This window comes from Hydrogenophaga aromaticivorans, assembly GCF_013387465.1.
GTDB classification, from domain to species: domain Bacteria; phylum Pseudomonadota; class Gammaproteobacteria; order Burkholderiales; family Burkholderiaceae_C; genus Hydrogenophaga; species Hydrogenophaga aromaticivorans.
Map to the genome: position 1 here is coordinate 212339 of NZ_VYGV01000028.1, position 25742 is coordinate 238080.

Annotated in this window: 19 protein-coding genes; 7 read left to right on the top strand and 12 right to left on the bottom strand. The window is 67.7% G+C overall.

Annotated elements, in window-relative coordinates:
* Positions 1-9: 9 nt before the first annotated feature.
* Positions 10-1665: an aminotransferase class III-fold pyridoxal phosphate-dependent enzyme gene (locus F3K02_RS26270; RefSeq protein ID WP_177139510.1), complete on the top strand. Its 1656-nt coding sequence runs from the start codon at positions 10-12 to the stop codon at positions 1663-1665.
* A gap of 35 nt (positions 1666-1700) precedes the next feature.
* Here F3K02_RS26270 and F3K02_RS26275 read toward each other — a convergent pair whose 3' ends face one another.
* Positions 1701-2309 carry a DUF962 domain-containing protein gene (locus F3K02_RS26275; protein ID WP_177139511.1) on the bottom strand — a complete coding sequence of 203 codons (609 nt, stop codon included), beginning with the start codon at positions 2307-2309 and terminating at the stop codon, positions 1701-1703.
* Between the two features lie 163 nt (positions 2310-2472).
* Here F3K02_RS26275 and F3K02_RS26280 point away from each other — a divergent pair, with 163 nt between their 5' ends.
* Positions 2473-3708: a glycosyltransferase family 4 protein gene (locus tag F3K02_RS26280; protein ID WP_177139513.1), complete on the top strand. Its 1236-nt coding sequence runs from the start codon at positions 2473-2475 to the stop codon at positions 3706-3708.
* Between the two features lie 82 nt (positions 3709-3790).
* On the opposite strand, the gene F3K02_RS26285 is transcribed toward F3K02_RS26280, so the two are convergent.
* From F3K02_RS26285 to F3K02_RS26305, 5 genes are all read right to left on the bottom strand, one after another.
* A complete protein-coding gene (locus F3K02_RS26285; RefSeq protein WP_343067184.1) occupies positions 3791-5977 on the bottom strand; it encodes a PhoX family protein in 2187 nt (728 codons plus the stop codon).
* Positions 5978-6079: 102 nt separating this feature from the next.
* The gene (locus F3K02_RS26290; protein ID WP_177139515.1) at positions 6080-6835 is read right to left on the bottom strand and encodes a FecR family protein; all 756 of its coding nucleotides are present in this window, start codon (positions 6833-6835) and stop codon (positions 6080-6082) included.
* Positions 6832-7632: a BPSS1780 family membrane protein gene (locus F3K02_RS26295; RefSeq protein ID WP_177139517.1), complete on the bottom strand. Its 801-nt coding sequence runs from the start codon at positions 7630-7632 to the stop codon at positions 6832-6834. Before F3K02_RS26295 ends, F3K02_RS26290 begins: the two co-directional genes overlap by 4 nt.
* A gap of 179 nt (positions 7633-7811) precedes the next feature.
* Positions 7812-8822 carry a homoserine kinase gene (locus F3K02_RS26300; RefSeq protein WP_177139519.1) on the bottom strand — a complete coding sequence of 337 codons (1011 nt, stop codon included), beginning with the start codon at positions 8820-8822 and terminating at the stop codon, positions 7812-7814.
* Positions 8823-8837: 15 nt separating this feature from the next.
* Positions 8838-9191: a hypothetical protein gene (locus tag F3K02_RS26305; RefSeq protein WP_177139521.1), complete on the bottom strand. Its 354-nt coding sequence runs from the start codon at positions 9189-9191 to the stop codon at positions 8838-8840.
* 70 nt (positions 9192-9261) lie between these two features.
* Between F3K02_RS26305 and polA the strand changes: the two genes are divergently transcribed.
* Positions 9262-12093: a DNA polymerase I gene (gene polA / locus F3K02_RS26310; RefSeq protein ID WP_177139523.1), complete on the top strand. Its 2832-nt coding sequence runs from the start codon at positions 9262-9264 to the stop codon at positions 12091-12093.
* 10 nt (positions 12094-12103) lie between these two features.
* Here polA and F3K02_RS26315 read toward each other — a convergent pair whose 3' ends face one another.
* The gene (locus tag F3K02_RS26315; protein ID WP_177139525.1) at positions 12104-13597 is read right to left on the bottom strand and encodes an alkaline phosphatase D family protein; all 1494 of its coding nucleotides are present in this window, start codon (positions 13595-13597) and stop codon (positions 12104-12106) included.
* Between the two features lie 250 nt (positions 13598-13847).
* Here F3K02_RS26315 and F3K02_RS26320 point away from each other — a divergent pair, with 250 nt between their 5' ends.
* The gene (locus tag F3K02_RS26320) at positions 13848-14747 is read left to right on the top strand and encodes a dienelactone hydrolase family protein (RefSeq protein WP_177139527.1); all 900 of its coding nucleotides are present in this window, start codon (positions 13848-13850) and stop codon (positions 14745-14747) included.
* A 67-nt stretch (positions 14748-14814) separates the two neighbouring features.
* Positions 14815-15630 (top strand): ZIP family metal transporter, encoded by an 816-nt coding sequence (locus tag F3K02_RS26325; protein ID WP_177139529.1) that lies wholly within the window; start codon positions 14815-14817, stop codon positions 15628-15630.
* A 205-nt stretch (positions 15631-15835) separates the two neighbouring features.
* On the opposite strand, the gene F3K02_RS26330 is transcribed toward F3K02_RS26325, so the two are convergent.
* From F3K02_RS26330 to F3K02_RS26350, 5 genes are all read right to left on the bottom strand, one after another.
* Positions 15836-18406: a PAS domain-containing sensor histidine kinase gene (locus F3K02_RS26330; protein WP_177139531.1), complete on the bottom strand. Its 2571-nt coding sequence runs from the start codon at positions 18404-18406 to the stop codon at positions 15836-15838.
* A 13-nt stretch (positions 18407-18419) separates the two neighbouring features.
* A complete protein-coding gene (locus tag F3K02_RS26335; RefSeq protein ID WP_177139533.1) occupies positions 18420-21005 on the bottom strand; it encodes a PAS domain S-box protein in 2586 nt (861 codons plus the stop codon).
* Positions 21006-21083: 78 nt separating this feature from the next.
* The gene (locus F3K02_RS26340; RefSeq protein WP_177139535.1) at positions 21084-21965 is read right to left on the bottom strand and encodes a sulfurtransferase; all 882 of its coding nucleotides are present in this window, start codon (positions 21963-21965) and stop codon (positions 21084-21086) included.
* Between the two features lie 92 nt (positions 21966-22057).
* Entirely contained in the window at positions 22058-22948 is an 891-nt protein-coding gene (locus tag F3K02_RS26345; protein WP_177139537.1) for a DMT family transporter, read from the bottom strand.
* Between the two features lie 104 nt (positions 22949-23052).
* A complete protein-coding gene (locus F3K02_RS26350; RefSeq protein ID WP_177139539.1) occupies positions 23053-24198 on the bottom strand; it encodes an aromatic ring-hydroxylating oxygenase subunit alpha in 1146 nt (381 codons plus the stop codon).
* Positions 24199-24556: 358 nt separating this feature from the next.
* On the opposite strand from F3K02_RS26350, the gene xseB reads away from it, so the two are divergent.
* Positions 24557-24826, top strand: coding sequence for an exodeoxyribonuclease VII small subunit (gene xseB / locus F3K02_RS26355; protein WP_177139541.1), 270 nt, complete (start codon positions 24557-24559; stop codon positions 24824-24826).
* Positions 24827-24834: 8 nt separating this feature from the next.
* Positions 24835-25728 carry a polyprenyl synthetase family protein gene (locus F3K02_RS26360; protein WP_177139890.1) on the top strand — a complete coding sequence of 298 codons (894 nt, stop codon included), beginning with the start codon at positions 24835-24837 and terminating at the stop codon, positions 25726-25728.
* The last annotated feature ends 14 nt before the right edge of the window (positions 25729-25742 follow it).

Sequence of the window (25742 nt, forward strand, 5' to 3'; positions counted from 1 at the left end):
GTCATCGCCATGCCCTTCATCGAATACGCCCTCCCGGCCGCCGCGCTCGCGCTGGGTCTGCCCGCGCTCAAGCGCCGCCTCGACCTCTCGCGCGCCAAGCACCGCTCGCTCGCCGGCCATTCGCGTTTGGCCAAGCGGTTGGCGCGGCTGCTGCCGGGCTACGCCTACGACGAGGAAAAGTTCTTCAACTGCGACGGGGTGTCCGATGAGGTCGCGCAGCTGCGGCGCGCGGCCTTCGAGACGCTGTGCGCCGGCTTTGCCCAGCGCTACGCCAAGACCCTGGCGCTCACCGCGCAGGCGCGCGAGGGCCTGGCCGACCTGCAGTTCACCGGCCAATACCGCGTGCCCTTCCAGTTCAGCCCCATCGTGAGCGAGCGGCTGAAGGTGGGCGCGTTCGTGCGGTCGGCCGAGGGCGTGAGCCTGACCGACCTGGACGGCAACCGCTTCATCGACCTGACCGGCTCCTACGGCGTGAATGTGTTCGGCGTGGACTTCTACAAGGCCACCATGGCCGAGGGCGCGGCGCTGGCGCAGGAGCTCGGACCGGTGCTCGGCGCCTACCACCCCTGCGTGGCCGACAACATCGCACGGCTGCGCGCCATCTCCGGGCTGGACGAGGTCTCGTTCCACATGTCGGGCACCGAGGCGGTGATGCAGGCCGTGCGCCTGGCGCGCTATCACACGCGGCGCAAACACCTGGTGCGCTTCTGCGGCGCCTACCACGGCTGGTGGGAAGACGTGCAGCCCGGCCCGGGCAACCCGCTGCCCCCGCGCGAGACCCACACCCTGGCCGACCTGAGCGAGCGCAGCCTGCAGGTCTTGCGCACCCGCAAGGACATCGCCTGCGTGCTGGTGAACCCGCTGCAGGCCCTGCACCCCAACCGCAACGCCCCGGCCGACTCGGCGCTGGTCGACAGCAGCCGGCAGGCCGGCTACGACAAGGCCGCCTACACCGCCTGGCTGCAGCGCCTGCGCGAGGTCTGCACCGAGCGCGGCATCGTGCTGATCTTCGACGAGGTGTTCCTCGGCTTTCGTCTTGCGAAGGGCGGCGCGCAGGAATACTTCGGCGTGAAGGCCGACATGGTCACCTACGGCAAGACGCTGGCCGGTGGCTACCCGGTGGGCGTGGTCTGCGGACGCCACGACCTGATGCAACGCTACCGCCCCGAGCGCCCGGCCGACCTGTGTTTCGCGCGTGGCACCTTCAACGCCCACCCTTATGTGATGGGCGGCATGAACGCGTTTTTGCGGCGCCTGAACACGCCCGAGGTGCAGGCCGTCTACGAGGGGCAGGAGGCGCGCTGGGACGCGCGCGCGCTGCGCTTCAACACCACCATGGCCGCCGAAGGCCTGCCCATGCGCGCGACGAACCTGCACAGCATCTGGACCATCGGCTACACCGAGCCCTCGCGCTACAACTGGCTGCTGCAGTACCACCTGCGCTGGCACGGTCTGGCCCTGAGCTGGGTGGGCACCGGGCGCCTGATCTTCAGCCTGAACTTCAGCGACGCCGATTTCGAGCAGGTGCTGCAGAGGTTCGTGCTCGCCGGCCGCGACATGCGGGCGCAGGGCTGGTGGGGGCAGGGCGGCGGGCAGAGCAACAAGGACATCCGGCGCGGCATCCTGCGCGAGGTGCTCGGCACGCTGCTCGGGCGCCAGGTCTGAGCGTGTCAAGGCGGGTGGTCGCTGCCGGTGCCGGATCAGCCGCGCTGGCCGTGGTAGGCCGGGTCGAGCAGCTCGCCGCGCATCAGATGCAGCGGGGCCTTGTGGTACAGCGCGATGTCGTGGAAAGGGTCGGTCAGGATCTTGGTCATCCACACCAGGCCGGTCTGCACATCGCGGATGAAGAACAGGTGCACGGTGCGGAACAGCAGGCCACCCACCCCGATCACCAGCCAGGCCGCGCCGACGTCGCGCGCATAGCCGGTCCAGTCGCTGTGCGGCTCGATCAGGCCCTGCAGGTCGGGCGAGACCAGCAGCGCCACCGGCGCGGCTGCCCACAAGGCCATCAGCACGATCTTGCGCTGCAGGTTGTAGCCCACCTTGATGGCTTCCTTGTGTTCGTGCGAGGCCTGGTTGATGTGGTCGTAGCCCTTGGGCTCGAAGAAGAAATGGCCCGCCTGGCGCGTGGCCATGGAGACCAGCCAGGCGATCAGCGCCGAGACCACCGGGTCGATCAGCAACCACGCGTAGGCCACGAGGAAACTGATCGCGCTGACGAAATGCAGCGCCTGGTTGATGCGGTGGTGGTGGTAGTAGCGGTGGTCGTCCTGGCGCTGGATGTCGAGGGCCTCGAAGAAAGTCGTCACATGGGTCTCCTGTTGGGGAAATGGACAAGGGGTGGCGAGATGATGTGCAGACTCGATGAAAGGCCGGTGACAGGGACGCTTTGTCATTGCAGGGGCACAGGGCTGTCATCGGCGCGGGCCGGTTTGTCACATGCCTGTTGTGCAAGCTGCAGAAGATGGCGGTATGAACCACCTCGCCTCACAGAACATCCTCGTGCAGGAATTCCCGGCCGCCCGGCCTTCGCTGCGCCTGGCCGTGGTCACCGAGACCTGGCCGCCCGAAGTCAACGGCGTGGCGCTCACGCTGGCGCGGCTGGTGCAGGGACTGTGTGAACGCAACCACCAGGTGCAGCTCGTGCGCCCGCGCCAGACCCGCGCCGACCTGGGTGCGCACGACGCCGGGTTCGAAGAGGTGCTGATGCGCGGCATGCCGATCCCGCGCTACCCGCAGCTCAAGCTCGGCCTGCCGGGCAAGAAGGCCCTGGTCTCGGCCTGGGCGCTGCAGCGGCCCGACCTCGTGCACATCGCCACCGAGGGCCCGCTGGGCTGGTCGGCGCTGCAGGCCGCGCGCCACCTGCGGCTGCCCGTGACCTCCGACTTCCGCACCAACTTCCACAGCTACAGCCAGCACTACGGCCTGGGCTGGCTGAAGAAACCCATCGTGGCCTACCTGCGCAAGTTCCACAACCTCACGCAGTGCACCATGGTGCCCACGCGCGCACTGTGCGCCGAGCTGATCTCCAGCGGCTTCGAGAACACGCGCGTGGTCGCGCGCGGCGTGGACACGCAGCTGTTCCGGCCCGAGCGCCGCAGCAGCGAACTGCGCGCCCAGTGGGGCGCCGACGAAGCCAGCCTGGTGCTGCTGGTGGTGGGCCGGCTGGCGGCCGAGAAGAACCTGGAGATCGCGATCCGCGCTTTCGAGGCGATGGCCGCGGTGCACCGCGATGTGCGGCTCGTGTTCGTGGGCGACGGCCCACAGCGCGAGGCACTGCAGCAGCGCTGTCCCCCGGCGGTGTTTGTGGGGCAGTTGCGGCAGGACACGCTGGCGGCGTGTTACGCCTCGGCCGACCTGTGCCTGTTTCCCAGCCTGACCGAGACCTTTGGCAATGTCACGCTGGAAGCGCTGTCCAGCGGGCTGCCGGTGCTGGCCTTCGACACAGCGGCCGCCGCCGAATGGCTGGAACCCTGCGTCACCGGCTGGATGGCGCCGGCCGGTGATGCGTCCGCCTACGTCGCGCTCGCCCGTGAACTCGCGGCTCATCCCCAGCACATCACCCAGGCCAGCACCCGGGCGCGGCAGCAGGTCGCGCAGCTGGACTGGCAGCAGATCGCGGCGCAGGTCGAGGCGGTCTTCACGGGTGTCATGGCCCGCCATGTCGGGCGCACCATGCCGGCCGCGCCACCGTTGCCGGCGCTCTGAAGCGGGCGCCTGGTCCGGCGTTCACGAGGCCAAAAAAAGCCCGGCCGAATGAAGCCGGGCTTTCGAAGCAGGGCGAACCCGATCAGGTGCCCAGGATGCCGCCGTCGTTCTTGGTGATCACGATGGTGGCCGAGCGCGGGCGTTTGCCGGCGCCGTAGCCGGCGTTGGCGGGCCACTGGCTCTGGTACTTGGCGGGGTCGTTCACATCGGCCATGGCCGTGCTTTCGCCCGGGTGCTGGATGTTGATGAACATCGCGCGGCCGTCCGGCGTCTCGCACCAGCCGGTGATCTCGCAACCCTTGGGGCCCACCAGGAAACGCGCCAGCGTGGCGGGCGTCGGGGTCTTGCCCACGTAGGTGGTGACCTGCTTGTCGCCGTGTTTCACGGTGCGTGCGCCACCATCGCCGACCTTGCCGGGAATGGCCGCGAGCATCATGCAGTTGGTCTTGTCGGTGAAGGCGCCGTCGTCGGTCTGGATCCAGCACACGCCGGTGGCCGGGCTGAACACCAGACCGTCGGGTGCCGACATGTCGTTGTCGTCGGTGAGGTTCGACAGGTTCACCGCGGACTTGTCGGCGCCGGCTTCAGCGCCGAACACGTAGATGTCCCACTTGAACGACGAGCCTGCGGGCGAGGCGTCGGCCAGGCGCACGATGTGGCCGTTGACGTTGCCCTTCTGCTCCTTGCTGCCCTTCATGTCGGCGTAGGCGCGCGGGTTGACCGCATCGGCCGTGGCGGCACTGCGGTTGCTGTTGTTGGTCAGGGTGAAATAGACCTCGCCGGTGCGGGGGTGCACACCGTTCCACTCCGGGCGATCCATCTTGGTGGCGCCCACCGCATCGGCCGCCAGGCGGGTGAAGATGGCCACGTCGGCGTTGGACTTGAATTCGAAGTACGAGCTGCCGGCGATCACCGGGTTGTTCATCGACAGTTCCATCCACTCGCCGCTGCCGTCGCCCTTGAAGCGCGCGGCGAACAGCGTGCCCTTGTCGAGGTACTTGTCACCGGCGGCCAGGCGGTTGGCCGGGCTGGCGTCTTTCGGGTCCCATTTGGCGTCGGAGACGAACTTGTAGATGTACTCACCGCGCGCGTCGTCGCCCATGTAGGCCACGATGGGCTGACCCGCCACCGGCTTGGCGAAGGCCACGCTCTCGTGCGCGAAGCGGCCCAGGCCGGTGCGCTTGCGGACCGGCTGGCTCTTGTCGTAGGGGTCCATCTCCACCACGTAGCCGAACGTGTTCATCTCGTTGCGGTAGTCGTCCTTGGCGCTGGCGGCCAGGGCGCCGTTGTTCCAGCGCACGTACTGGTCCTGCGCCCCGGCGCTTTCCCAGCCGTGGCGGCTGGCTTCGCCGGCCTTGCGGCCGTAGCGCTTGAGCGCCTGGACCTGCTTGTCCTTCTTGCGTCGGTCGTCGTCCTGAGCGTCGCGGAAAAAGTAGCCGTACCAGTTCTCTTCACCGCTCACGAAACTGCCCCAGGGCGTCTTGCCGGTGCCGCAGTTGTTGAGCGTGCCGCGGCAGAGCGTGGCGTCGGTGCTGAACTTCGTCACCAGGTGCTCGCTGCCGCGAGCCGGGCCGTGCAGGGTGGCGGGCGTCATGGAGGTGACGCGGCGGTTGAAGGCGGAACCTGACTGGGTGGTCCACTGCTTGCCGTTGGACATCACCTCGACCACGGACAGGCCGTGGATCGCGAGTTCCTTGTCCACTTCGGCGGCCGGGCGGGGCAGGGAGGCGGTGCCGCCGTTGGCGTGAATGAAGAACGACGAGAGCTTTTCATCCGTGGTGGCTTCGTGGTTCATGGCCAGCAGGCCGCGGCTGTTGAAGCTGTTCGAGGGTTTGCCCGAAGCGTCCAGACCAAACCACTCCATGCCGTCGTGGTGATCGCCCGCACGCTGTTCGAAAGCGGTGTCGGTGCCATCGTTCTTGAAGGCCGGCACACCGGCGGCCAGCGGGTCGCCCAGCGCGTAGATGATCTGGGCGGTGTAGCCCTCGGGCACGACCACCTTGTCGGCCAGGCTCTTGGCCACGGGCTTGAAGCCCAGGCTGGTGAGTGCGGGGCCGGTGGTGCCCGATGCACCGCCTGCTGTGGCGCAGCCGCTCAGGGTCGATGCGCCCAGCACGCCGGCACCCGCTGCACCGGCCGCGCCGCGCAGCAGGCCGCGGCGGCTGAGGCGGGTGTCAAGCACCTGGTCGAACTGGGGGTTGGCCGTGTGGTTGGAGTCTTCTTCGTTGAAGAAGTCGGCGGCGCGGGAGATGTCGGTTTTCAATGGGATGCCTCGTGGGTTGAACAAACGGGGCCTAGCATCCCCGGTTTGTGTGAAACCCGCGTGACAGTGATGTGGCAGTTGGCCCCACCTGGGCGCTTCAGCGTGCTATCAACGCGGTAGCGGCCCCGCCGCCGGGTGCATCTGCCCGGGCCGGTCTTCCATGTAGCCCTTGCCGTCCTTCACCCCCTTCTTGCCCGCGATCTGCCAGGCGGTTGGCTGACCCAGCAGGCGGCCGAGAAACTCGAGTTCCTCGTCGCTGTGGTTGATCGCCTGGGCCGGCGTGAGCAGGCGACCGTTCTTCGGCTCCACCTCACCCCAGAACGACTGGTGGTAGCTCGACACCGAGAGCGTCTTGTCGCCACGGGCGCTCACGTCGACCGTGCCGTAACAGTTGCAGAAATAGCTGCGCTGGTCGGGCATGACCTCGGTGTAGACGCCGGTGCCGCGGATGCCGGCGGTGAGCGTGGGCGTGACGATGCTGCGGCTGGCCGAACGCCCGAACACGCTGACCACCGCCCCGGTGAGCAGGCGCAGCAGGCTCACGGTGTTGAGCGTGGCGCCGCGCCCGACCTCCAGGCGCGAGTTCTGCCGCACATGAAAGGCCGCGTTGCCGACCACGAACAGCAGCCGCGAGCCCGGGCCGGTCTGGATCTGGTCACCGGTCTGCACCGTGTGCTGCCGCGACATGCGCTGCCCGTTGAGCAGCACGTCGCCCAGCAGGTCGACCACATTGCTGCGCGCCTGGGCCTGCGCGGCGCCCGCGCCCCCGAGGGCCAGCCAGGCGCCAGCCGCGGCCAGGGCTTCGCGGCGCTGGAACCACAGCATCTCGTCTTCATGGCGGCCAAGCAGGGTGTGCTGAGTCATGTCGGGTCTCCGGTGGTTGAGGGCAGTTGTTCGGGCTCGGCGCCGGTGTCAAAGCTGTCGCGGAACGTGAAATAGACCGAGGCGTAGAACATCGAGGCCACGAACAGCACGGCCGGGTACATGATGATATTGAGCGCCTGGGCGCCGCCCAACACCGAGCCCAGGAAACTGATCACCAGCCCGGAGAGCAGGAACACGCCCATCCAGCCGATGGCGAAAACCAGCAGGGCCCCCTTGTTCTGCCAGCAGGCCAGGGCGCTGAAAAACAGGCTCTTGACCGGGCTCACGCCGTGCCAATGCACCAGCGCCGGCGCGTGCCAGAACATCATGAGCACCGGGATGTACACCAGCAGGGCAAACCACAGGCCCGGGCTGCCCAGCAGGTCCTGCATCATTTGGGGGGTGACGCTGGTTTCGACTTCGCCCACCGGCGCGGCGGGGCCGAGCAGCGCGGCTGTGGCCAGCACCAGCAGCAGGCAGCCGGCGTAGATCGATCCCAGCACCAGCATGGCGCGCTTCTGTTCGCGGCTCCCGCGAAACGCGCTGACCAGCGTGGATGGCATGGGGAAGCGCCCGGCCGAGGCCTCACGGCTGGCCGCCATCAGGCCCAGGTTGGCCGCTGGCGTGAGCACGGCCGACAAGGCGGTGCCCAGAATCGGGATGATCGACAGCACCGACACCGCGGCCATGAACATGAAAAACAGGCCCGAGAGGGCCAGGGGCTGGCGAAAAAAGGTCTGGATGCCCAGTTTCACCCATTGCAGGCCGGTGCCTGCGGGGACGTTGCGAAGTTTCATGCGGGGTTGTGTCGGGCTCAGAGGCTGGGAGGGAATTGGGCGTGGCCGAAAGGGCGTCCCAAAGCGCTGCCGGCAAGGCGCAAAGCACAGCCGTAGCTCGGGCTACGGCGCGCATTTGCAACGCGGCTGGCGGTGGTTTGGGGCGTCAAGGCGGGCATGACCGATTTCCTCTCAGCCTCTCAGGCGGCCAGGCTGTGTTCTTCCAGCAGCGAGGCCAGCAGGTCGGGCGCCAGGCCCACCCGTTCACGCAGCACGCGCTCAAAGTGGGTGGGATCGTGGGGCTTGAGCATGCTGGCGTCGCGCGGCAGGTGCCAGTCCCACAGGCGCGAGAGCCAGAAACGCAGCGCGCCAGCGCGCAGCATGGCCGGCAGCAAGCTGCGCTCGGCCGCGTTCAGGGGGCGCACCGCCTGGTAGGCCGACGCCATGGCCTGCGCCAGGGCTGCGTCGTGCTGGCCGTCGCTGTCGTCCGCGCTGTGGCGGATGCACCAGTCGTTGAGGCAGACCGCCAGATCGAACAGGAAGCTGTCGTTGCCGGCGAAATAGAAGTCAAAAAAGCCGGTGAGTTCACCGTCTTCAAACATCACGTTGTCGCGGAACAGGTCGGCGTGCACCGGGCCGCGGGGCAAGGCGGCGTACGCCGGCAGGGCCGCCACGTGGTTCTGGTAGGCCAGTTCGGTGCGGATCAGGGCGCTCTGGCTCGCGCTCAGGTGCGGCAGCACCACCGGCACGGTTTCATTCCACCACGGCAGGCCGCGCAGGTTGGGCTGGCTCATGCCGAAATCGCGCCCGGCCAAGTGCAGGCGCGCGAGCATGTCGCCCACCGCCCGGCAATGCGATTCCGTGGGTGCCAGCTCGCTGTGACCGCGCAGTTTGTTCACCACCGCGGCCGGTTTGCCCTGCAGCGTGTGCAGGATCTCGCCCTGGGCATCGGCGGCGGGTTCGGGCACCGGGATGCCTTTGCCCGCAAGGTGCTTCATGAAGTGCAGGTAATACGGCAGCTGCTCGAACCCCAGGCGCTCGAACACCGTGAGCACGTGGGTCTCGTGCTGGCCCTCGCGCTCGGTGGTCACGAAATAGTTGGTGTTTTCGATGCCGCCGTGGATGCCACGCAGCTCGGTGAGTTCGCCCAGGTTCAGCGCGCGCAGCAGCGCTGCCGCCTCGTCAAACGGGACTTCGGTGTAAACGGCCATGAAAAATACAGGCGATCAGAAGTTGAGGATGCGCCAGCGGCTCTTGCCCGTGGAGCCCTTGTTCTGGGTCTCGGTGAGGTCTGCGCCGGCCGGCAAGGGCGTGATCTCGTAGCCGGGTGCACCGTTCTTGGGCTGCACGGCGATGCTGCGCGTCTGGCCGCCCACGCGCAGCTCGTCGATGCGCGAGAGCCCGTCTTCGTGGGTGATGCGCTCGATGCGCGCGCCGCTCGCGGGCGGGCCGGATTCGGCAGGCACGACCGCCGCCGCTTCGGCGGCTGGCGCAGGGGCCTGGGCGAGCGCGGGCAGGGCAAGGGTCAGGGCGAGAGCCGGCACTGACAGGCGGGACAGGAGGGTGGTGGTATGGCGCATGCCCCATTGTAGGCAGTCGGGTGGCGCCGCGCGTCGGCCCGGGCTGTGGAGATTCCCCCACAATCGCCCCATGTCCGACGAAAAAACGCCCACCCCCACCCTGTTGCTGGTCGATGGTTCCAGTTACCTCTACCGCGCCTTCTTTGCCGGTGGTGACGCCATGAGCACCACCTTGCCCGACGGCACGGTGCAGAAGACCGGAGCCATCCGCATCCTGATCAACATGATGCAGAAGCTGCTCAAAGACCACCCCGCCGCCTACGGCGCCTGCGTGTTCGATGCCAAAGGCCCGACCTTCCGCGACGCCATCTACCCCGAATACAAGGCCCAGCGCAGCCCCATGCCCGACGATTTGCGCAGCCAGATTGCCCCCATTCACGAGGTGGTGCGCCTGATGGGCTGGCCGGTGCTCGACGTGCCCGGCGTCGAAGCCGACGACGTGATCGGCACCCTGGCCGTGACGGCGGCCCGCCAGGGCATCAACGTGATCATCTCCAGTGGCGACAAGGACCTCGCCCAGCTGGTGAACGAACACATCGCCATCATCGACACCATGAGCGGCAAGGTGCGCGATCTGGCCGGGGTGGAGGCCGAATTCGGCGTGCCGGCCCGCCTGATGCTGGACTACCAGATGCTGGTGGGCGACCAGGTCGACAACGTGCCCGGCGTGCAGGGCGTGGGCCCCAAGACCGCCGTGAAGCTGTTGCAGGAATACGGTTCGGTGGACGCCCTGGTGGCGCAGGCCGACCAGATCAAGGGCGCGGTGGGCGAGAAGCTGCGCAAGGCGCTCGACTGGCTGCCCACCGGCCGCCAGCTGCTGACCATCAAGACCGACTGCGACCTGAACGGCTGGGTGCCCGACATGCCCGCGCTCGACGCCATCCGCATCGGCCAGCCGCAGACCGAACCGCTCAAGGCGTTCTACGAGACCTACGGCTTCAAGGGCCTTGCGAAGGCGCTGGGCGGCGACGAGCGCCCATCTTCAACCCCACGTCCCTCTGGGGAGAGGGCCGGGGTGAGGGGCGCGCCCACCAACGACCTCTTCAGCGAAGCCGAGCCAGCCGAGGCCAGCGAAACGTCCGCAGCCCCTTCCAGCGGCAGCCTCGCCTACGACACCATCCTCACCTGGGACCTCTTCAACACCTGGCTCGCCAAGGTGGAAGCCGCCGATCTCGTGGCTGTGGACACGGAAACCACCTCGCTCGACGAAATGGTGGCCCAGATCGTCGGCATCAGCTTCAGCGTGACACCCGGCGAAGCCGCCTACATCCCGCTCAAACACGCCGGCCCCGATGCGCCCGAGCAGTTGCCGTTCGACGAGGTGCTGGCGAAGCTCAAGCCCTGGCTGGAGAGCCCGACCAAACACAAGCTCGGCCAGCATATCAAGTACGACCGCCATGTGTTCGCCAACCACGGCATCGAGGTGCAGGGCTATGTGCACGACACCATGCTGCAAAGCTACGTGCTCGAGGTGCACAAGCCGCACGGCCTGGCCAGCCTGGCCGAGCGCCACCTGGGCCGCAGCGGCATCAACTACGAAGACCTGTGCGGCAAGGGCGCGCACCAGATCCCGTTTGCCCAGGTGGACGTGGCCAAGGCATCCGAATATTCGTGCGAAGACAGCGACCAGACGCTCGACGTGCACCGCGCGCTCTGGCCGCAGCTGGACGCCGATGCGAAACTGCGCTTCATCTACGAACTCGAAATCGCCAGCAGCGAAACGCTCTACCGCATCGAGCGCAACGGCGTGCTGATCGACGCACCCACGCTGGCCAAACAGAGCCACGAGCTCGGTCAGCGCATCTTCGCGCTGGAGCAGGAGGCGTATGAAATTGCTGGCCAGCCCTTCAACCTGGCCAGCCCCAAGCAGCTCGGCGAAATCTTCTTCGACAAACTCGGCCTGCCCGTCATCAAGAAAACCGCCACCGGCGCGCGCAGCACCGACGAAGAGGTGCTGGAAAAGCTCGCCGAAGACTACCCGCTGCCCGCAAAAATCCTGGAACACCGGGGCCTCAGCAAGCTCAAGGGCACCTACACCGACAAGCTCGCCCAGCTTGCCAACCCGCGCACCGGCCGCGTGCACACGCACTACGCGCAGGCCGTGGCCGTGACCGGTCGCCTCTCCAGCAACGACCCGAACCTGCAGAACATCCCCATCCGCACCGCCGAAGGCCGCAAGGTGCGCGAAGCCTTCGTGGCACCCGCTGGCAGCGTCATCGCCAGTGCCGACTACTCGCAGATCGAGCTGCGCATCATGGCCCACCTGAGCGGCGACGCGGCTTTGCTGCGTGCCTTCCAGGCCGGTGAAGACGTGCACCGCGCCACCGCTGCCGAGGTGTTCGGCATCACGCCCGCCGAAGTCAGCAACGAACAGCGCCGCTACGCCAAGACCATCAACTTCGGCCTCATCTACGGCATGGGCACCTTCGGCCTGGCCAAGTCGCTGGGCATCGAGAACGCGGCGGCCAAGACCTACATCGACCGCTACTTCGCGCGCTTCTCGGGCATCAAACAGTACATGGACGACACCCGCGCCCTGGCCAAACAGAACGGGTACGTCGAAACCGTGTTCGGCCGCAAGCTGGTGCTGCCCGACATTCGCAACGCCAAGGGCGCCAAGCTCGCCGCGCTGGAGCGCCAGGCCATCAACGCCCCCATGCAAGGCACCGCAGCCGACCTCATCAAGCTGGCCATGGTGGCGGTGCAGCACGCGCTGGACGAACAACAGCGCGGCACGAAGATGATCATGCAGGTGCACGACGAACTGGTGTTCGAAGTGCCCTTGCCGGAAGTGGACTGGCTGAAGACCGAGATCCCGCGCCTGATGGCCGGCGTGGCCGCGCTCAAGGTGCCGCTGCTGGCCGAGGTGGGCGTGGGGGCGAACTGGGACCAGGCGCACTGACCCAGCCCGTTCACGTCACCGGGTGCACCACCTTCGTGTAAGGATGCGCCTCCCCCTCGGCCCACCAGTTGATCCAGAAGCGGTTGGCCTGACCGGGAGCGTCGGGCTGCAGGGTCATGAAGTTGCGGCAGCCGATCATGCGGTGGCGGGTCGTCGGGAACTCGTACATCGCGCCGCTGATGCCGCGGTCGATGGTCTCCACCATCTGGCAGGCCTGTTCCAGAAAGAACAACACCACGCCCGGCGGAGGCGGGTGCACGATGCCGCTGGAGGTGAGCTGGTTGATCACGCGGGCCGTGGCGGGCACGTCGGCGCGGTCGGATTCGATCACGCCCACGGCGGCCACGTGCACATCGCCTGACAGCAGGGTCACTCGGGTGCCGCTTGCGCTGGCCCCGAGCAGGCGGTGCACGAGGCGCAGGCGCTCGGCCTTGTGGGGCGGGCTGGTCCAGTGGTCGCGCAGGTCGTCTTCCAGCTCCTGCTGCCCGGGGAAGATGCCGAGCAGTTTTTCCAGCAGTTCGAAGCTGGGGTGCACCACGGGGATGCTGCTCATGACGAACAGGTGTTTCATGTCGCCTGCGGCGGCCTGGGTGTCGAGCCAGCGGTAGATGGCGCGCCAGCTGGCTTCGCTGACCACCTGTTCGGCACGCAGCAGGCCACCGCTGGCGTTCAGGTCGCCACCGCGGGGCCGGCGTTCGCTGCGCATGTCGAGCACCAGCAGGCCCGCCGGTCCGATGCGGTAGCCGCTGCTGTGGGCCGTCTGGCCGGGCAGGGTGGCGGGCGACGGAGCGCCCATCATCTGCCGCTGGAAGAGTTCGAACGCGCTGCTGGCCACGGCAAAGATGCCCTGGAAAACCGGGCAGTCGTGCAGCTCGGCGGGGTGCGAGCCCCAGCCGTCCATGATGTCGTGGTCGTCCCACATCATCACGGTGGGCACACTGGCGAGCAGGGCGGCCACTTCGGGCTGGTTCCAGCGATCCAGGTAGAGGCGGGAGAAGTGTGCGGCCAGCGCGTTGCGCAGGCTGGCGGTGAACGGGGCGGTGATGCGCTGGGGCCAGGGCAGTTCGGACCACGCCTGCAGCTCGGGCAACTTGACCCACATGTCGTCGCTGTAGATCTGGTCGCCGCCCATGAGCAGCAGGTGCAGCGGGCCGAATCGGGTGCTGTCGACCCGGTCGATCTGGTTGTGCAGGCGGCCCAGGCGCGACCAGAGGGCGTTGGGCTGCTGCAGGCCCTTTTTGGCGCGCGGGTCCGAGAAGCCGTTGCACGACACATAAGCCATGCTGGGCATGGCATCGGCGCCGGGCACGTGGAAGCTGTGGCCCTGGCCATCCAGCAGGTAGTTCACGGTCTGCGCGGCCGCGGTCTGTGGCACGGCGACATCGAAGCGCCAGGCGGAAGCCGAAAGGCCGGGCACGGCCGTCTGCACCGGAGCGACGACCTGGGCCGGCGCCTGCAGATGGAGGGCCGGCGGTGGGTCGCCGGCATCGGTGACGACGAGCACACCGATACCCCATGTGTGATTCTGGCAACCCAGAAACTGCAACACCGGACCGAGCTGTAGCATGTGGCCTCCCCCTGCCTTGTGGCGGTATTTGTTGGGAGCATTGTGGGCAGCGCGCCGCAAACCGGCAACCGCCAATTGCAACCGTTGGTGAACCAATCGCCAAGCGGACGATCAGGGCAGACTGGCGCCCTTCAGCCGGTCCGCTGCAGGGGCGTCATGCCGCAGACAAACCAACCCGGAGAACAACATGCTGAATGCAGATCTCATCACCGACAGTCGGGCGCTGCTCGATGCGCGCGACGTGGGCGCAACCGCCACGCGCCGAACCGCACTCAAGGCCGCCCTGGGCGTGGGCTATGCCGCTGCAGCCCTGCCCATCATGGCGCAGACGGCGATCAAGACGCCGGCCGACGGCCTGACGGCGGGTGAGGTGATGATTGACGTCAACGGTTTCCAGATGCCGGCCTACCGCGCCGCGCCCGCGGGCAAGACGGGGTTGCCGGTGGTGCTGGTGCTGTCGGAGATTTTTGGCGTGCACGAATACATCGCCGACACCGCGCGCCGCTTTGCCCAGGCCGGTTACCTGGCGATTGCGCCCGAGCTGTTTGTGCGCCAGGGTGACGCGCAGAGTTATGGCGAGATCGCCAAGCTGATCGCCGAGGTGGTGTCCAAGGTGCCCGATGCGCAGGTGATGGGCGATCTGGACGCGGCGGTGAAGTGGGCTGCGGCCAACGGCGGCGACACCCGCAAGCTGGGCGTGACGGGCTTCTGCTGGGGCGGGCGCCACGTCTGGCTGTACGCGGCGCACAACCCTTCGGTCAAGGCGGCGGTGGCCTGGTACGGCCGGCTGGTCGGGCAGGCCAGCGAACTCAACCCGAAGCACCCGGTGGACGTGGCCGCGGGGCTGCACGGGCCGGTGCTGGGCCTGTATGGCGGGGCCGATACCGGCATCCCCCTTGACACGATTGATAAGATGAAGACGGTTCTGGCCGCGGGCAACGCCGCGGCCAAGGCCTCGACTTTCGTGGTGTACCCCGATGCGCCGCACGCGTTTCACGCCGACTACCGCCCGAGCTTCCGCAAGGAGCCGGCCGAAGATGGCTGGAAACGCGCGACGGCCTGGTTCAAGCAGCACGGCGTGGCCTGATCCTTGCCGGCTTTTCCGAGCCAGAGGGCCGCGGTTGCGGCCCTTTTTTTGTGACTTCCGATTCAAGATGACCCTGATCGCAATCCTGTTGGGAACCGTGGCTGCCGGCGTGGGCAGCGTCTGGCTGGCCGCCGCGCTGAGCTTCGCCATGCTGGCGCGCTTCACCCAGCACATGCTGAGTCTGGCGGCCGGCGCGCTGATGGCCACGGCCTTCATGCACCTGCTGCCGGAGGCGTTCGAGAGCGAGGCGGGCGCGCAGGAGTTGTTTGCCGTGCTGCTGGCGGGGCTGGTGTTTTTCTTCCTGCTGGACAAGGCCGAGCTCTGGCACCACGGCCACGAGCACCACCACGATGCGGGGCACGAGGACGGTCACGAAGGCCACGACCATGCCCACCACGGGCACGCCCACGGCCATGGCCACGATCACCATGCCCCGCGCTCCGGCGGCTGGGCGGTGCTGGCCGGGGACAGCGTGCACGCCTTTGGCGACGGCATCCTGATCGCGTCGGCCTTCATGGCCGACATGCGGCTGGGTGTGGTCACGGCGGTGGCGGTGCTGGCGCACGAGGTGCCGCACCACATGGGCGATCTGGTGGTGCTGCGCCACACCTCGGGCACGCAGCGCGCGGCGCTGGTGAAGGTGTCGCTGGCGGGCACGGTGACGGCGCTGGGCGGTGTGGTGGGCTATTTCCTGCTGGCGCGACTGGAAGACTTCCTGCCGTATTTCCTCGTGGCGGCATCGAGCAGCTTTGTCTACGTCGCTCTGGCCGATCTGATCCCGCAGCTGCAGAAACGCCTGGGCCTGCGCGAGACGGCGGCGCAGGTGGCCTGGCTGCTGGCGGGCATTGGGCTGGTGACGCTGGTCAGCAGTCTGGCGCACTAGAAACACCCCCGCCGCGCTTCGCGCGACCCCCTCAAAGGGGCTGAGGGCCGCGGCTCCAAGCCTGCCTGCGCAGGCTTGGACAGCCCGAAGAAGCCTCGCCTCTGGCGAGGCTGCGGCCTGCAAGGCGCACTGGCCGTCCGGCAAAGCCGGCCCGGCGGTGCCCTTGGCTGGGTTGTTTCATGCGTTGCGGATCTTGCCCTGGCGTTCAGTCCACCGCCTGACGACCGAAAGAAAACCAGAAGCACGCGCCCTGGCCCACCGCGCCTTCGCCGCGGATGTGGCCACCATGGCGCTCGATGATGCGGCGCACCGTGGCCAGGCCGATGCCTGTGCCCTCGAACTCACTGGGCGAATGCAGCCGGGTAAACGGCTGAAACAGGCGCTCGGAGCGTGTCATTTCGAACCCGGCGCCGTTGTCGCGCACGCAAAACACGGGCGCTTCTCCAGGCGGGGCGCTGATCTGGAACAGCTCGATGCGCGGCCGGGCCTGCTGGCGGGTGTATTTCCAGGCGTTGCCCAGCAGGTTTTCCAGCACGATCTGCGCCATGCGGGGGTCGCAATCGGCCACCATGCCCGGCGCTATCACCACCTCGACCTCGCGCGCCGGATCGCGGTGGTATTCCTGGCGCAGCACATCCCGCGCGAGTTCGCTCAGGTTCACTTCGGTGCGCTGCAAGGTGCCCTGGCTCACCCGCGCCAACGCCAGCAGGTCGGTGATGAGCCGGTTCATGCGCGCCACCGAGCCCGCCACGCGCTGCAGCAGGTCTTCGTCGTCCGGGGTCAGGCGCCCGGCCATCTGCTCCCGCAGCAGGTGCATGAAGCCATCGATCGAGCGCAGCGGTGATTTCAGGTCGTGCGACACCGTGTAGGCGAAGGCGTCGAGCTCCCGGTTGAGGTACTGCAGCTGTTCGGTGCGGGCCGCCACGCGCTGCTCCAGCGTGTCCTGCAGCTTCTGGATTTCGCGGTCGCGCCGAAGGCGCACCAGCTCGGCGTTGCACCGGCTGCCAAAGATGGTCAGCAAGGCCCGTGTGTCCGCCCCGGGCACCTGCCGTTGGCTCCAGGTGGCGACCAGCAGGCCGATGGCGGTACCGTCCGGATCGCGCAGGACCATACCGGCCAGGGTCTGCACCCGGTCTGGGTCGAAGGGTGGGGTGCTCTGGCGCCGTGGGGGAGCGCTGGTGTCTTCCACCAGCAGGTCCTGGTGCGGCAGGATGCGCGCGTAGGTGGTCTGGTCCAGGCTCAGCTTCTGGTGAGGCCGCAGCTCGCCGTCGCTCAGCAGGGCGAGTGTGTCGAGTTGCTTGTGGTTGGCGCTGAGTTCGCCGATCACGACCCCATGGGCCCCGACGGCCTGGGCCAGGCGCTCCGCCAGCGAGCGGAAGAAGGCTTCGCCGGTGGCGGACGAGACGCCCTGGGCCACGTTCATCAGCAGGGCCTTCTGGCGCTTTTCTTCGGCCACGTTGATCGTGAAGGCCAGCGCGCAGGGCTCGCCATCGAGCTCGATGGTTTCGGCCCACACCCGCACGTCGACCACCTCGCCCTGCTTGTGGCGCATGCGGGTTTCATAGCCCAGCAGGTGGCCATCCTGGCGCAGCCGACGGATGTAGTCCTCGCGGTCGGCCGGGCTGAGCCAGATCCCGACCTCGGTCGCGGTCTTGCCCGCGCAGTCGGCCTGACTGTAGCCCAGCACACGTTCCTTGGCGGGGTTGACCTCCATGAAGCGTCCATCGGATAACCGTGTGATGCTCATGCCCAGCGGGCTGAAGTTGAACGCCTTGGAGAAACGCTCTTCCGATTTCTGCAGCGCCTGGCGTGCCCGTTCCTCCAGGCTGACGTCGATCACCATCACGAAGAGAAGGCGTTCGGGCCCGTTTTGCACCACCTCGGCGTACATCAGGGCTTCGAACAGACTGGCATCGCGCCGCCGCCCCAGGGTTCGCATGCCGCGCACGCGGCCATGGGCCTTGAGCGCCGCGCGGAAGGTTCTGTCATCGGCGGGGTTGGCCCAGAGCACGGGCGGGGGCTGGCCGAGCATTTCCTCGCGGCTGTAACCGCTCATGTCGGCATACGCATCGTTGACGTCGACCACCATGCGGTTGTTGAGGGACTGCACCAGGCAGGCGGCGGGGTTGCCCCGGAACAGGGCCCTGAAACGCTCCTCGCTGGCACGCAGATCGGCTTCGGTCTCCAGGGTCTGCTTCAGACTGTGCGTCAGACGGCTGTAGGCCCTCATGAGGCGGTAGCGCCCGAAGAACACGCTCACCAGAATGGTGACGATCACCGCGGTGTGCACCACCCAGACCGCCCAGCCCATGCGCATGGAGCCGGGCACGAAGATGCCGCGCTGCTCCAGCCAGTTGAACAGGCCCAGCACGAGGGTGCAGTAAAGGCCCACGGCGATCATGCCGGGGCGCGGCAGGAAAGTGCCAGCCAGCACCACGGTCGCCATCATGGCGATCACCGCGCTGCTGCGAACGCTGCCATCGAACGCTGTGGCCAGCGTGGTGACCAGCAGCATGCTGCCGATCAGCGCGTAGGCCACCAGCCGTATCCGGCCGTGGCGAAACGGCAGCCACAGCGCCCAGAGAAAGACGGAGAGCAGCGCGATCACCAAGACCACCCGGGTCGCACCGTCGCGCAGGAACACCGCCGCCGCGATCGAGGGCGCTGCCACGCACAGGGTCAGCAGCAGCGCGCGCACCGCCTGCTCCTGGTGGCGTTCGATCACGCCCGTCTGCCCCGGGGCCAGCGGATCGTCGGTGAGGATGGGGTTGTCCATGAGGGGACAGTGGCTACGCGGCAGCAGCGGGCGAACGGGGCAAGGCTGGGTTCATGGGCCCGGAACCGGCCAGCGTGAAGTGGAACACCGCGCCCTGGCCCGGGGCGGATTCGGCGCGGATGCTGCCGCCGTGGCGCTCGACGATACGCCGCACCGTGGCCAGGCCAATGCCGGTGCCTTCGAACTGGCTGGGCATGTGCAGGCGCTGGAAGGGTTTGAAGAGCTTGTCGGCGTACTGCATGTTGAAGCCGACGCCGTTGTCGCGGACATAGAAGGCGAAAGGCGGGTCGCCGTCGGCGTTGTGCTGGCCGAATTCGATCAGGGTGTCGGCCCGGTCACGGGTGTACTTCACCGCGTTTCCGAGCAGGTTGCCCAGCACGGTGCGCGCCAGGCGGGCATCGCAGAGACAGACCAGGCCCGGCGTGATGCGCCAGCGAAGCACCCGTTCGGGGTGTTTTTCCTGTTCGAGACGCAGCACGGTCTCGGCCAGGGTGCTGAGGTCGGTCAGTGACCGGTGCAGTGTGCCCTGGCTGACCCGGGCCAGCGCCAGCAGGTCGGCGATCAGCAGGCCCATGCGGCTGGTGGCGGCGAGCACGCGCTCGAACAGCTGTTGCTCGTCGGTCTGCAGGCGCCCTTGCAGTTGCTCGGTGAGCAGCCGGGTGAAGCCGTCGATGGCGCGCAATGGCGACTTGAGGTCGTGCGACACCGAGTAGGCGAACGAGTCGAGTTCGGCGTTGAGCTTTTCCAGATCGGCCGTGCGCTCGCGCACGCGCTGCTCCAGCGTCGAGTTCAGGTGCAGGATTTCGCGGTCGCGCCGCAGGCGGATGAGTTCGGCCGTGGCACGGCTGGCAAAGATGGCGATCAGTGCCCGGGTGTCGGCCCGCAGCTGGATCGGGCGGCGCCAGAGTGCGTTGAGCAGACCGATGGCCGTGCCGTCTTCGTCGCGCAGCGACTGGCCGACATAGGCCTGAAAACCCTGATCGATCAGGGCCTGATCGCCCGGATACCGCTCGGCGACACCTTCCAGGTGCACGCACAGGTCGGTCTGCTGCATCGCATCGCCGCAAGGTGCCCCATCGAGCGGGAAGCTGAAGTTCTGGCTGGCGGCGCCGTCTTTCCACACCGACAGGGTGCGCACGCTGCGTTCCGGGTGCAGCTCGCCGACGGTGACCATGTCGGCCCCAATGGCCTGCGCCATGTGCATGGTGAGCGCCTGGAACAGCGCGTCGCCGCCGGGGCCGGCCATGCCGCGGGTGAGTGTGAGCAACTGGGCTTCGCGGCGCTTCTCTTCGGTGGTGTTGACGAAGCAGGACAGGATGCACGCCTCGCCGTCGATCTCGATCAGCTCGGCCCACATTCTGGCGTCGATCACCTGGCCATCGGCGTGCCGCATGCGGGTGTCGTAGCCGCTCAGGTGGCCTTCCCGCTGGATGCGCTCCACAAAGGTCTGGCGATCCGCCGGACTCAGCCAGCCGCCCGTTTCCAGCGTGGATTTGCCCAGGAGGTCTTTTTTGTGCAGACCCTGTACCGGATCTCTCGCCTGGTTCACCTCCAGGAACGTGCCGTCGCTCAGCCGCGTGATCGTCATCTTCAGCGGGCTGAAGTTGAACGCCTTGGCGAACCGCTCTTCGGAGCGGCGCAGGCGCTCGATGGCTTCGTTCTGCGCGGTGATGTCGGCCACGGTGGTGATGATCAGCCGGTCCTGCGGATCGTCGCCCATCTCGCTGGAGATCAGGGCCTCGAAATGGCTGCCGTCGGCACGCAGACCGGTCACACGTTCCTGATCGGTGCGGCGCTGGGCAAACAGTCGCTCCAGGTAGCTGGCACGCTGTTCGGGTTCGGCCCAGAGGAAGGCGTCCATGCGGCCGAGCACCTGTTCGCGGGTGTAGCCGTAGCAGCGTTCGAACGCCGGATTCACGTCGAGGATGGCACCGCTGTGGGCCGACTGCGCCAGCATCGGGCTGGGGCTGGAGCGGAAGATGCGGGCGAATCGCTCCATGCTGCGATCGCGTTCGTGCTCGGTGCGTTTGCGCAGTTGCAGCTCTTCCATCTTCTGGGCCAGGGCGATGTTGGCACGTTTGCGGCTGTAGAAGACCAGGATGGCCACGACGACCAGCACCGCTGAATGGGTGAGCCAGACCTTGGTGCCCACGGTGAAATTGGGTGTGTGCAGCCAGCCCCGCGCCTCGGCCAACGTCAGCGCGCCCAGGGAAACCACGCTGTAGACCACCGAACCGATCAACGCAGCGCGGCCCAGCAGAATGCCGGCGCCAGCCACGGCCGCCACAAACAGGAAACCGGCCGCCGTGCGCACCGACCCAAAAGCCAGTACCGACAGACTGGCCGCTGTCAGCACCGAGTACACCGTCAGGTGCGGCATGTAGGTGGTGTAGTCCAAGCGCACCAAAAGGTAGGACCCCCAGCCGATGACCGCCACCAGCACGGTGGCCCAGGTTTCCAGTGGGTTGGAGCTGCTCAGGTACACCAGCGGCGTGAGCAGGGTGGCGGCCGCGCCGATCAGCAGGGCGATCGCTTTCAGCGTCGTCTTGCGGATGGCCGACTCCGGTTCGACCGGGGATGGTGGTGCGGGTTCTTTCACGTTGTAGCTGGTGCAGGCGCGTCAAGAGGGCGCTGGCTGCGGGTTCATATCCAGTTCGGGTCTTCCCGTATCTTCGGCTCAGCCGCCGGAAACTTGACTTTGTGCGCAAGGCAAGCCCGGCGTGTTGCACCACTCGCTCCAGCTTCCCGCGTACAGCGCGCTGCGGCCCAGCCCGGCGATCTCCATGCCCAGCAGGTTGGGGATTGCGCTCACGCCGCTGCCGCAATGGTGGACGACGCTGGACGGGTCGCGCCCGGCCAGCAGTTGCGTGAACTCGGCGCGCAACTGTTCGGCCGGTTTGAAGCAGCCGTCGGCACCGATGTTGTCGACAAAGGGGCGGTTGAGCGCGCCCGGAATGTGCCCGGCCACCGGATCCAGGGGCTCCACCTCGCCCTGGAACCGGGCGGCGGAGCGGGCATCGACGAGGGTGAGCGACGGGTCACCCAGCCGGCTGGCGATGGCCTCGGTGTCAACCAGGCGGGTGAGCGGGGCGCGCAGGGCGAAGCCGCCGGGGGCTGCCGGGCTGCGCGGCGCTGCGGGACCGGTTTCAGCTGCGCCGCCTGAGCCGAGCCAGGCTGGCAGGCCGCCATCGAGCACGGCGACGGCTTCGTGTCCGCACCATTTCAGCATCCACCACAGGCGGCCGCTGTAGTTGGCGCCCTGGCGGTCGTAGACGACGGCTTGTGTGTCGGCGGTCAGACCGATCCGGTCCAGCCAGGCCGCAAAGGTTTCGCGCGAGGGCAGGGGATGGCGCCCGCCGCTGGCGCGGTCGTCCGGGGAATGGCTGCTCAGGTGGTGGTCCAGGTGGGCGTGGAGGGAACCCGGTATGTGGGCCTCGTTGAACTGGGCCTCGCCGGCGTCCGGGTTGGAGAGCTCGAAGCTGCAGTCAAACAGCTGGAGCGCCGCCGCATGCTTCTGGAGTTCACGCAGCTCGGTGGGGGTGATGAGGGTGGTGTACATGCAATCCATTGTGCGGGATTGCACCGACCGACTCCATCCCAGGGCGCTTTTTGCCACCGGCAGGGCCGGTGGCCGCCAGCCGATGCCCGGGTTCAGTGGTCTTCGGCAGGGGCGTTGGGAATGGCGCGTGCGCGCAGGGCCGTGGCGGTGATGCCACTGACGACGATCAGGCCCATGCCCAGCCAGCCGATCAGCGGTAACTGGTCGCCAAAAATGGTGAGGCTGTAGATGCCGGCAAAGACGATGCCCGAGTACTGCAGGTTGGCCACCACCAGGGTGGCGCCGCTGGCGTAGGCGCGCGTCATGCACAGCTGGCCCAGCACGGCCAGCAGCCCGATGGGCAGCAGCCACAGGGCGCTGGGCCAGTGCCAGGTGTTGGCGCCGATGAACAGCATGCCGATGGCGCCCACCAGCACGGCGCCGGCCGAGAAATAGAACACCGTGCGGCTCTCGGGCTCGCCAGCGCGTGAGAGCGCGGCCACCTGCAGGTAGGCGAAGGCCGAGAAGATCCCGGAGAGCAGTCCCAGCAACGCGCCCATGACCTGGTCCGGCTGGAGCGTGGGGCGCAGCATCATGGCCACGCCGCCGAAGCCAGCGAGCACGGCCAGGAACAGCGGCGCCTGCTGGCGGATCGGTGCGTTGCGGCCCTGCGTCAACAGCGCGCCGCCGAGCAGGAAGGCCGCGATCCAGACACTGCTCATGTAGTTCAGCGTCATGGCGGTGGCCAGGGGCAGCGCAGCGATGGCGAAGAACCAGGTGGTCAGCGCGGTCACGCCAACCACGCTGCGCCAGACATGCATCATCGGCACCTGCGTGCGCAACGACACGCCGCGCACCCGCGTCATGAAGTAGATGAAGACCACGCCCACGATGCCGCGGTAGCAGACGATTTCAAAGCTGTTGAAGTGGGTGGAGGCGAACTTGATGCACACACCCATGGTCGCAAACAACAGCGCGGCAAGCAGCATCCAGAGGGCTTGCATTTAACCTCCCCGCGCCGCCTGCGGCGTCACCCCCCCAGGGGGACGCCTCAGGCGGCCGGGCAAAGCCGGTTCCGCGGTGCCCTGGGACGATGCGGCCCGGATGCTCACTCCGTTCGCATCCGGGTCCGGTACCACTCGTGGAAGTGCTGCATGCCATCTTCCATCGGGCTCTGGTACGGGCCGACTTCGTTGTCGCCGCGGGCCAGCAGGGCCTTGCGCCCGGCGTCCATGCGTTCGCCGATCTCGTCGTCCTCGATGCAGGTTTCCATGTAGGCGGCGCGCTGCGCCTCGACGAAACCGCGTTCGAAGGCGGCGATTTCTTCGGGGTAGTAGAACTCCACCATGTTCAGCGTCTTGTCCACGCTGAGAGGGTACAGCGTCGAGACGGTGAGCACGTGCGGGTACCACTCGACCATGATGTGCGGGTAGTAGGTCAGCCAGATCGCGCCGTGCGAAGGCGCTTCGCCCTGGCGGTACTGCATGAGCTGCTCATGCCAGCGCTGGTAGACCGGGCTGCCGGCCTTGCCCAGCAGGTTCTGCGCGCCCACGGTCTGCACCGAGAACTCGGGCTTGAACTCCCAGCGCAGGTCGTCACAGGTGACGAAGCTGCCCAGACCGGGGTGGAAGGGCACGACGTGGTAGTCCTCCAGATAGACCTCGATGAAGGTCTTCCAGTTGTAGTTGCAGGTGTGCAGTTCCACGTGGTCGAGCACCATGCCGTCGAAGTTCAGCGCGGCGCGCGGCCCCATGTTGGCCAGGTCGGCTTCGATGTCGCGGCCGTTGTCTTCGAACAGCAGGCCGTTCCACTCGCGCAGCGGATACCGCTTGAGATCCAGGCAGGGGTCCTGGGCAAAGTGCGGGGCGCCCAGCAGTGAGCCGAGCTTGTTGCTGGTGTTCTGGCCGCCGTTGTAGGTCCAGCGGTGCAGCGGGCAGACGATGTTGCCACCGGCGTGGCCGCTGCGGTTCTCGCCCAGGTTGCCGCGCCCCTTGAGCATGACGGCCTGGCGGTGCCGGCAGACGTTGGATACCAGCTCCACGCCGTTGGACGTGCGCACCAGAGCGCGGCCTTCGCCCTCCTGGGGCAGGGCGTAGTAGTCCCCGACGTTGGGCACCGCGTTGGCATGCCCCACGTAGCGGGGCCCTCGCTGGAAGAGGGTTTCCAGTTCGCGCTGGTAGAGCGCCTGGTCGAAATAGCTGGAAACCGGGAGTTGGCTTCTGGCCTGCTGGAGTTGAAGACTTAAATCAGACATGTGTCTTGACCTAGAGACTCCCCCTATGAAGGGGCAGGGTAAGCGCTGTGCTCGTCAGACGAATTCGCGCGGGATGGGTGGAGTGGTGCGTCCCTCCGGGCGGATGAGGCCCGTCAGTGGAGAAAAAGGAGGGCGGATTGTACCCCGGGGAGCTCAGCCGGGTCGCCACCGTGGGCGTTCGGTGGCGGGCCGTCTGAAGGGGCTTTGCCTCTCATGGCGTCCCGGTCCGGCGGGGGGATAAAATCCCCGCTTGCTGCGGTGCATCCGTCGGTCGGCGGTTGTCCTGCTTGCCCGCCTTCAGGGATGCCCGGTCCGGGCCATTCGAGCTCTGGCCGCAGCCGCTTCTTTTCTCGCTCGCATGACCACATCCACCACCACCAAGTCATCCCGCTCAGCGGGACGCGCCGCCGCGTCTGCTGACGTGGCCGTCAGCTACGAAGCGGCCCTGGAAGAACTGGAGCAACTGGTGTCCCAGCTGGATGCGGGCCAGCTGCCGCTGGACCAGTTGCTCACGCGCTACCAGCGCGGCGCCGAACTGCTGTCCTACTGCCGCGGCCGGCTCGAAGCGGTGGAAAACCAGATCCAGCTGCTCGAAGGCGGCGAGCTCAAACCCTGGAGCGCTTCTTGAGCGCGGCGATGTCCGATGGGGTGGGTTTTGTGACCTGGCGCGCCGCGCAGCAGGCGCTCGTTGAGCGGGCGCTGAACGACTGGGTGTCGCCCGACGCGCCGGCGGGCCTCGGGCTGGCCATGCGCTACGCGGTGCTCGATGGCGGCAAGCGCCTGCGCCCGCTGCTGGTGCTCGCCGCCTGCGAAGCGGTGCAGGGGAACGCCGGCACCGCCCTGCGGGCCGCCTGCGCGGTCGAACTGATCCACGCCTACTCGCTGGTGCACGACGACATGCCCTGCATGGACAACGACGTATTGCGTCGGGGCAAGCCCACGGTCCATGTGCAGTTTGGCGAGGCCCAGGCCTTGCTGGCGGGTGACGCCTTGCAGGCGCTGGCCTTTGAGCTGCTGGTGCCCGATGACGGATCCACCGACGCCGCCCTCTCGGCCACACTGTGCCGCCAGCTCGCGCAGGCCGCCGGTGCGGCGGGTATGGCCGGAGGGCAGGCGATCGACCTCGCCAGCGTGGGCAGCGCGCTGGACCGGTCGGCGCTGGAAGCCATGCACCGCTGCAAGACCGGCGCGCTGCTGCAGGCCAGCGTGATGATGGGCGCGGCCACCGGGCAGCCGAGCGGGCACGCGCTCGCCTGCCTGCGCCGCTACGGCGACCGCCTGGGCCTGGCGTTTCAGGTGGTGGACGACATCCTTGACGTCACCACCGACTCGGCCACGCTGGGCAAGACCGCCGGCAAGGACGCCGCCTGCGACAAGCCGACTTTTGTTTCCCTGATGGGGCTGGCGCCGGCCCAGGCCTGCGCCGATCGCCTGCTCGACGAAGCCCACGAGGACCTGCGCAACAGCGGCCTCGCCCACACCGAGACTTTGCATGCACTGGCCGACTGGGTCGGACGGCGCGTCAGCTGAGCCCCACTACAACA

What these genes read in the sequence shown, in the direction of transcription:
- F3K02_RS26270 (WP_177139510.1), top strand. Translation starts at nt 10, where the DNA reads ATGCCCTTCATCGAATACGCCCTCCCGGCCGCCGCGCTCGCGCTGGGT.
- F3K02_RS26280 (WP_177139513.1), top strand. Translation starts at nt 2,473, where the DNA reads ATGAACCACCTCGCCTCACAGAACATCCTCGTGCAGGAATTCCCGGCC.
- F3K02_RS26290 (WP_177139515.1), bottom strand. Translation starts at nt 6,835, where the DNA reads ATGACTCAGCACACCCTGCTTGGCCGCCATGAAGACGAGATGCTGTGG.
- F3K02_RS26295 (WP_177139517.1), bottom strand. Translation starts at nt 7,632, where the DNA reads ATGAAACTTCGCAACGTCCCCGCAGGCACCGGCCTGCAATGGGTGAAA.
- F3K02_RS26300 (WP_177139519.1), bottom strand. Translation starts at nt 8,822, where the DNA reads ATGGCCGTTTACACCGAAGTCCCGTTTGACGAGGCGGCAGCGCTGCTG.
- F3K02_RS26305 (WP_177139521.1), bottom strand. Translation starts at nt 9,191, where the DNA reads ATGCGCCATACCACCACCCTCCTGTCCCGCCTGTCAGTGCCGGCTCTC.
- polA (WP_177139523.1), top strand. Translation starts at nt 9,262, where the DNA reads ATGTCCGACGAAAAAACGCCCACCCCCACCCTGTTGCTGGTCGATGGT.
- F3K02_RS26320 (WP_177139527.1), top strand. Translation starts at nt 13,848, where the DNA reads ATGCTGAATGCAGATCTCATCACCGACAGTCGGGCGCTGCTCGATGCG.
- F3K02_RS26325 (WP_177139529.1), top strand. Translation starts at nt 14,815, where the DNA reads ATGACCCTGATCGCAATCCTGTTGGGAACCGTGGCTGCCGGCGTGGGC.
- F3K02_RS26330 (WP_177139531.1), bottom strand. Translation starts at nt 18,406, where the DNA reads ATGGACAACCCCATCCTCACCGACGATCCGCTGGCCCCGGGGCAGACG.
- F3K02_RS26340 (WP_177139535.1), bottom strand. Translation starts at nt 21,965, where the DNA reads ATGTACACCACCCTCATCACCCCCACCGAGCTGCGTGAACTCCAGAAG.
- F3K02_RS26345 (WP_177139537.1), bottom strand. Translation starts at nt 22,948, where the DNA reads ATGCAAGCCCTCTGGATGCTGCTTGCCGCGCTGTTGTTTGCGACCATG.
- F3K02_RS26350 (WP_177139539.1), bottom strand. Translation starts at nt 24,198, where the DNA reads ATGTCTGATTTAAGTCTTCAACTCCAGCAGGCCAGAAGCCAACTCCCG.
- xseB (WP_177139541.1), top strand. Translation starts at nt 24,557, where the DNA reads ATGACCACATCCACCACCACCAAGTCATCCCGCTCAGCGGGACGCGCC.
- F3K02_RS26360 (WP_177139890.1), top strand. Translation starts at nt 24,835, where the DNA reads ATGTCCGATGGGGTGGGTTTTGTGACCTGGCGCGCCGCGCAGCAGGCG.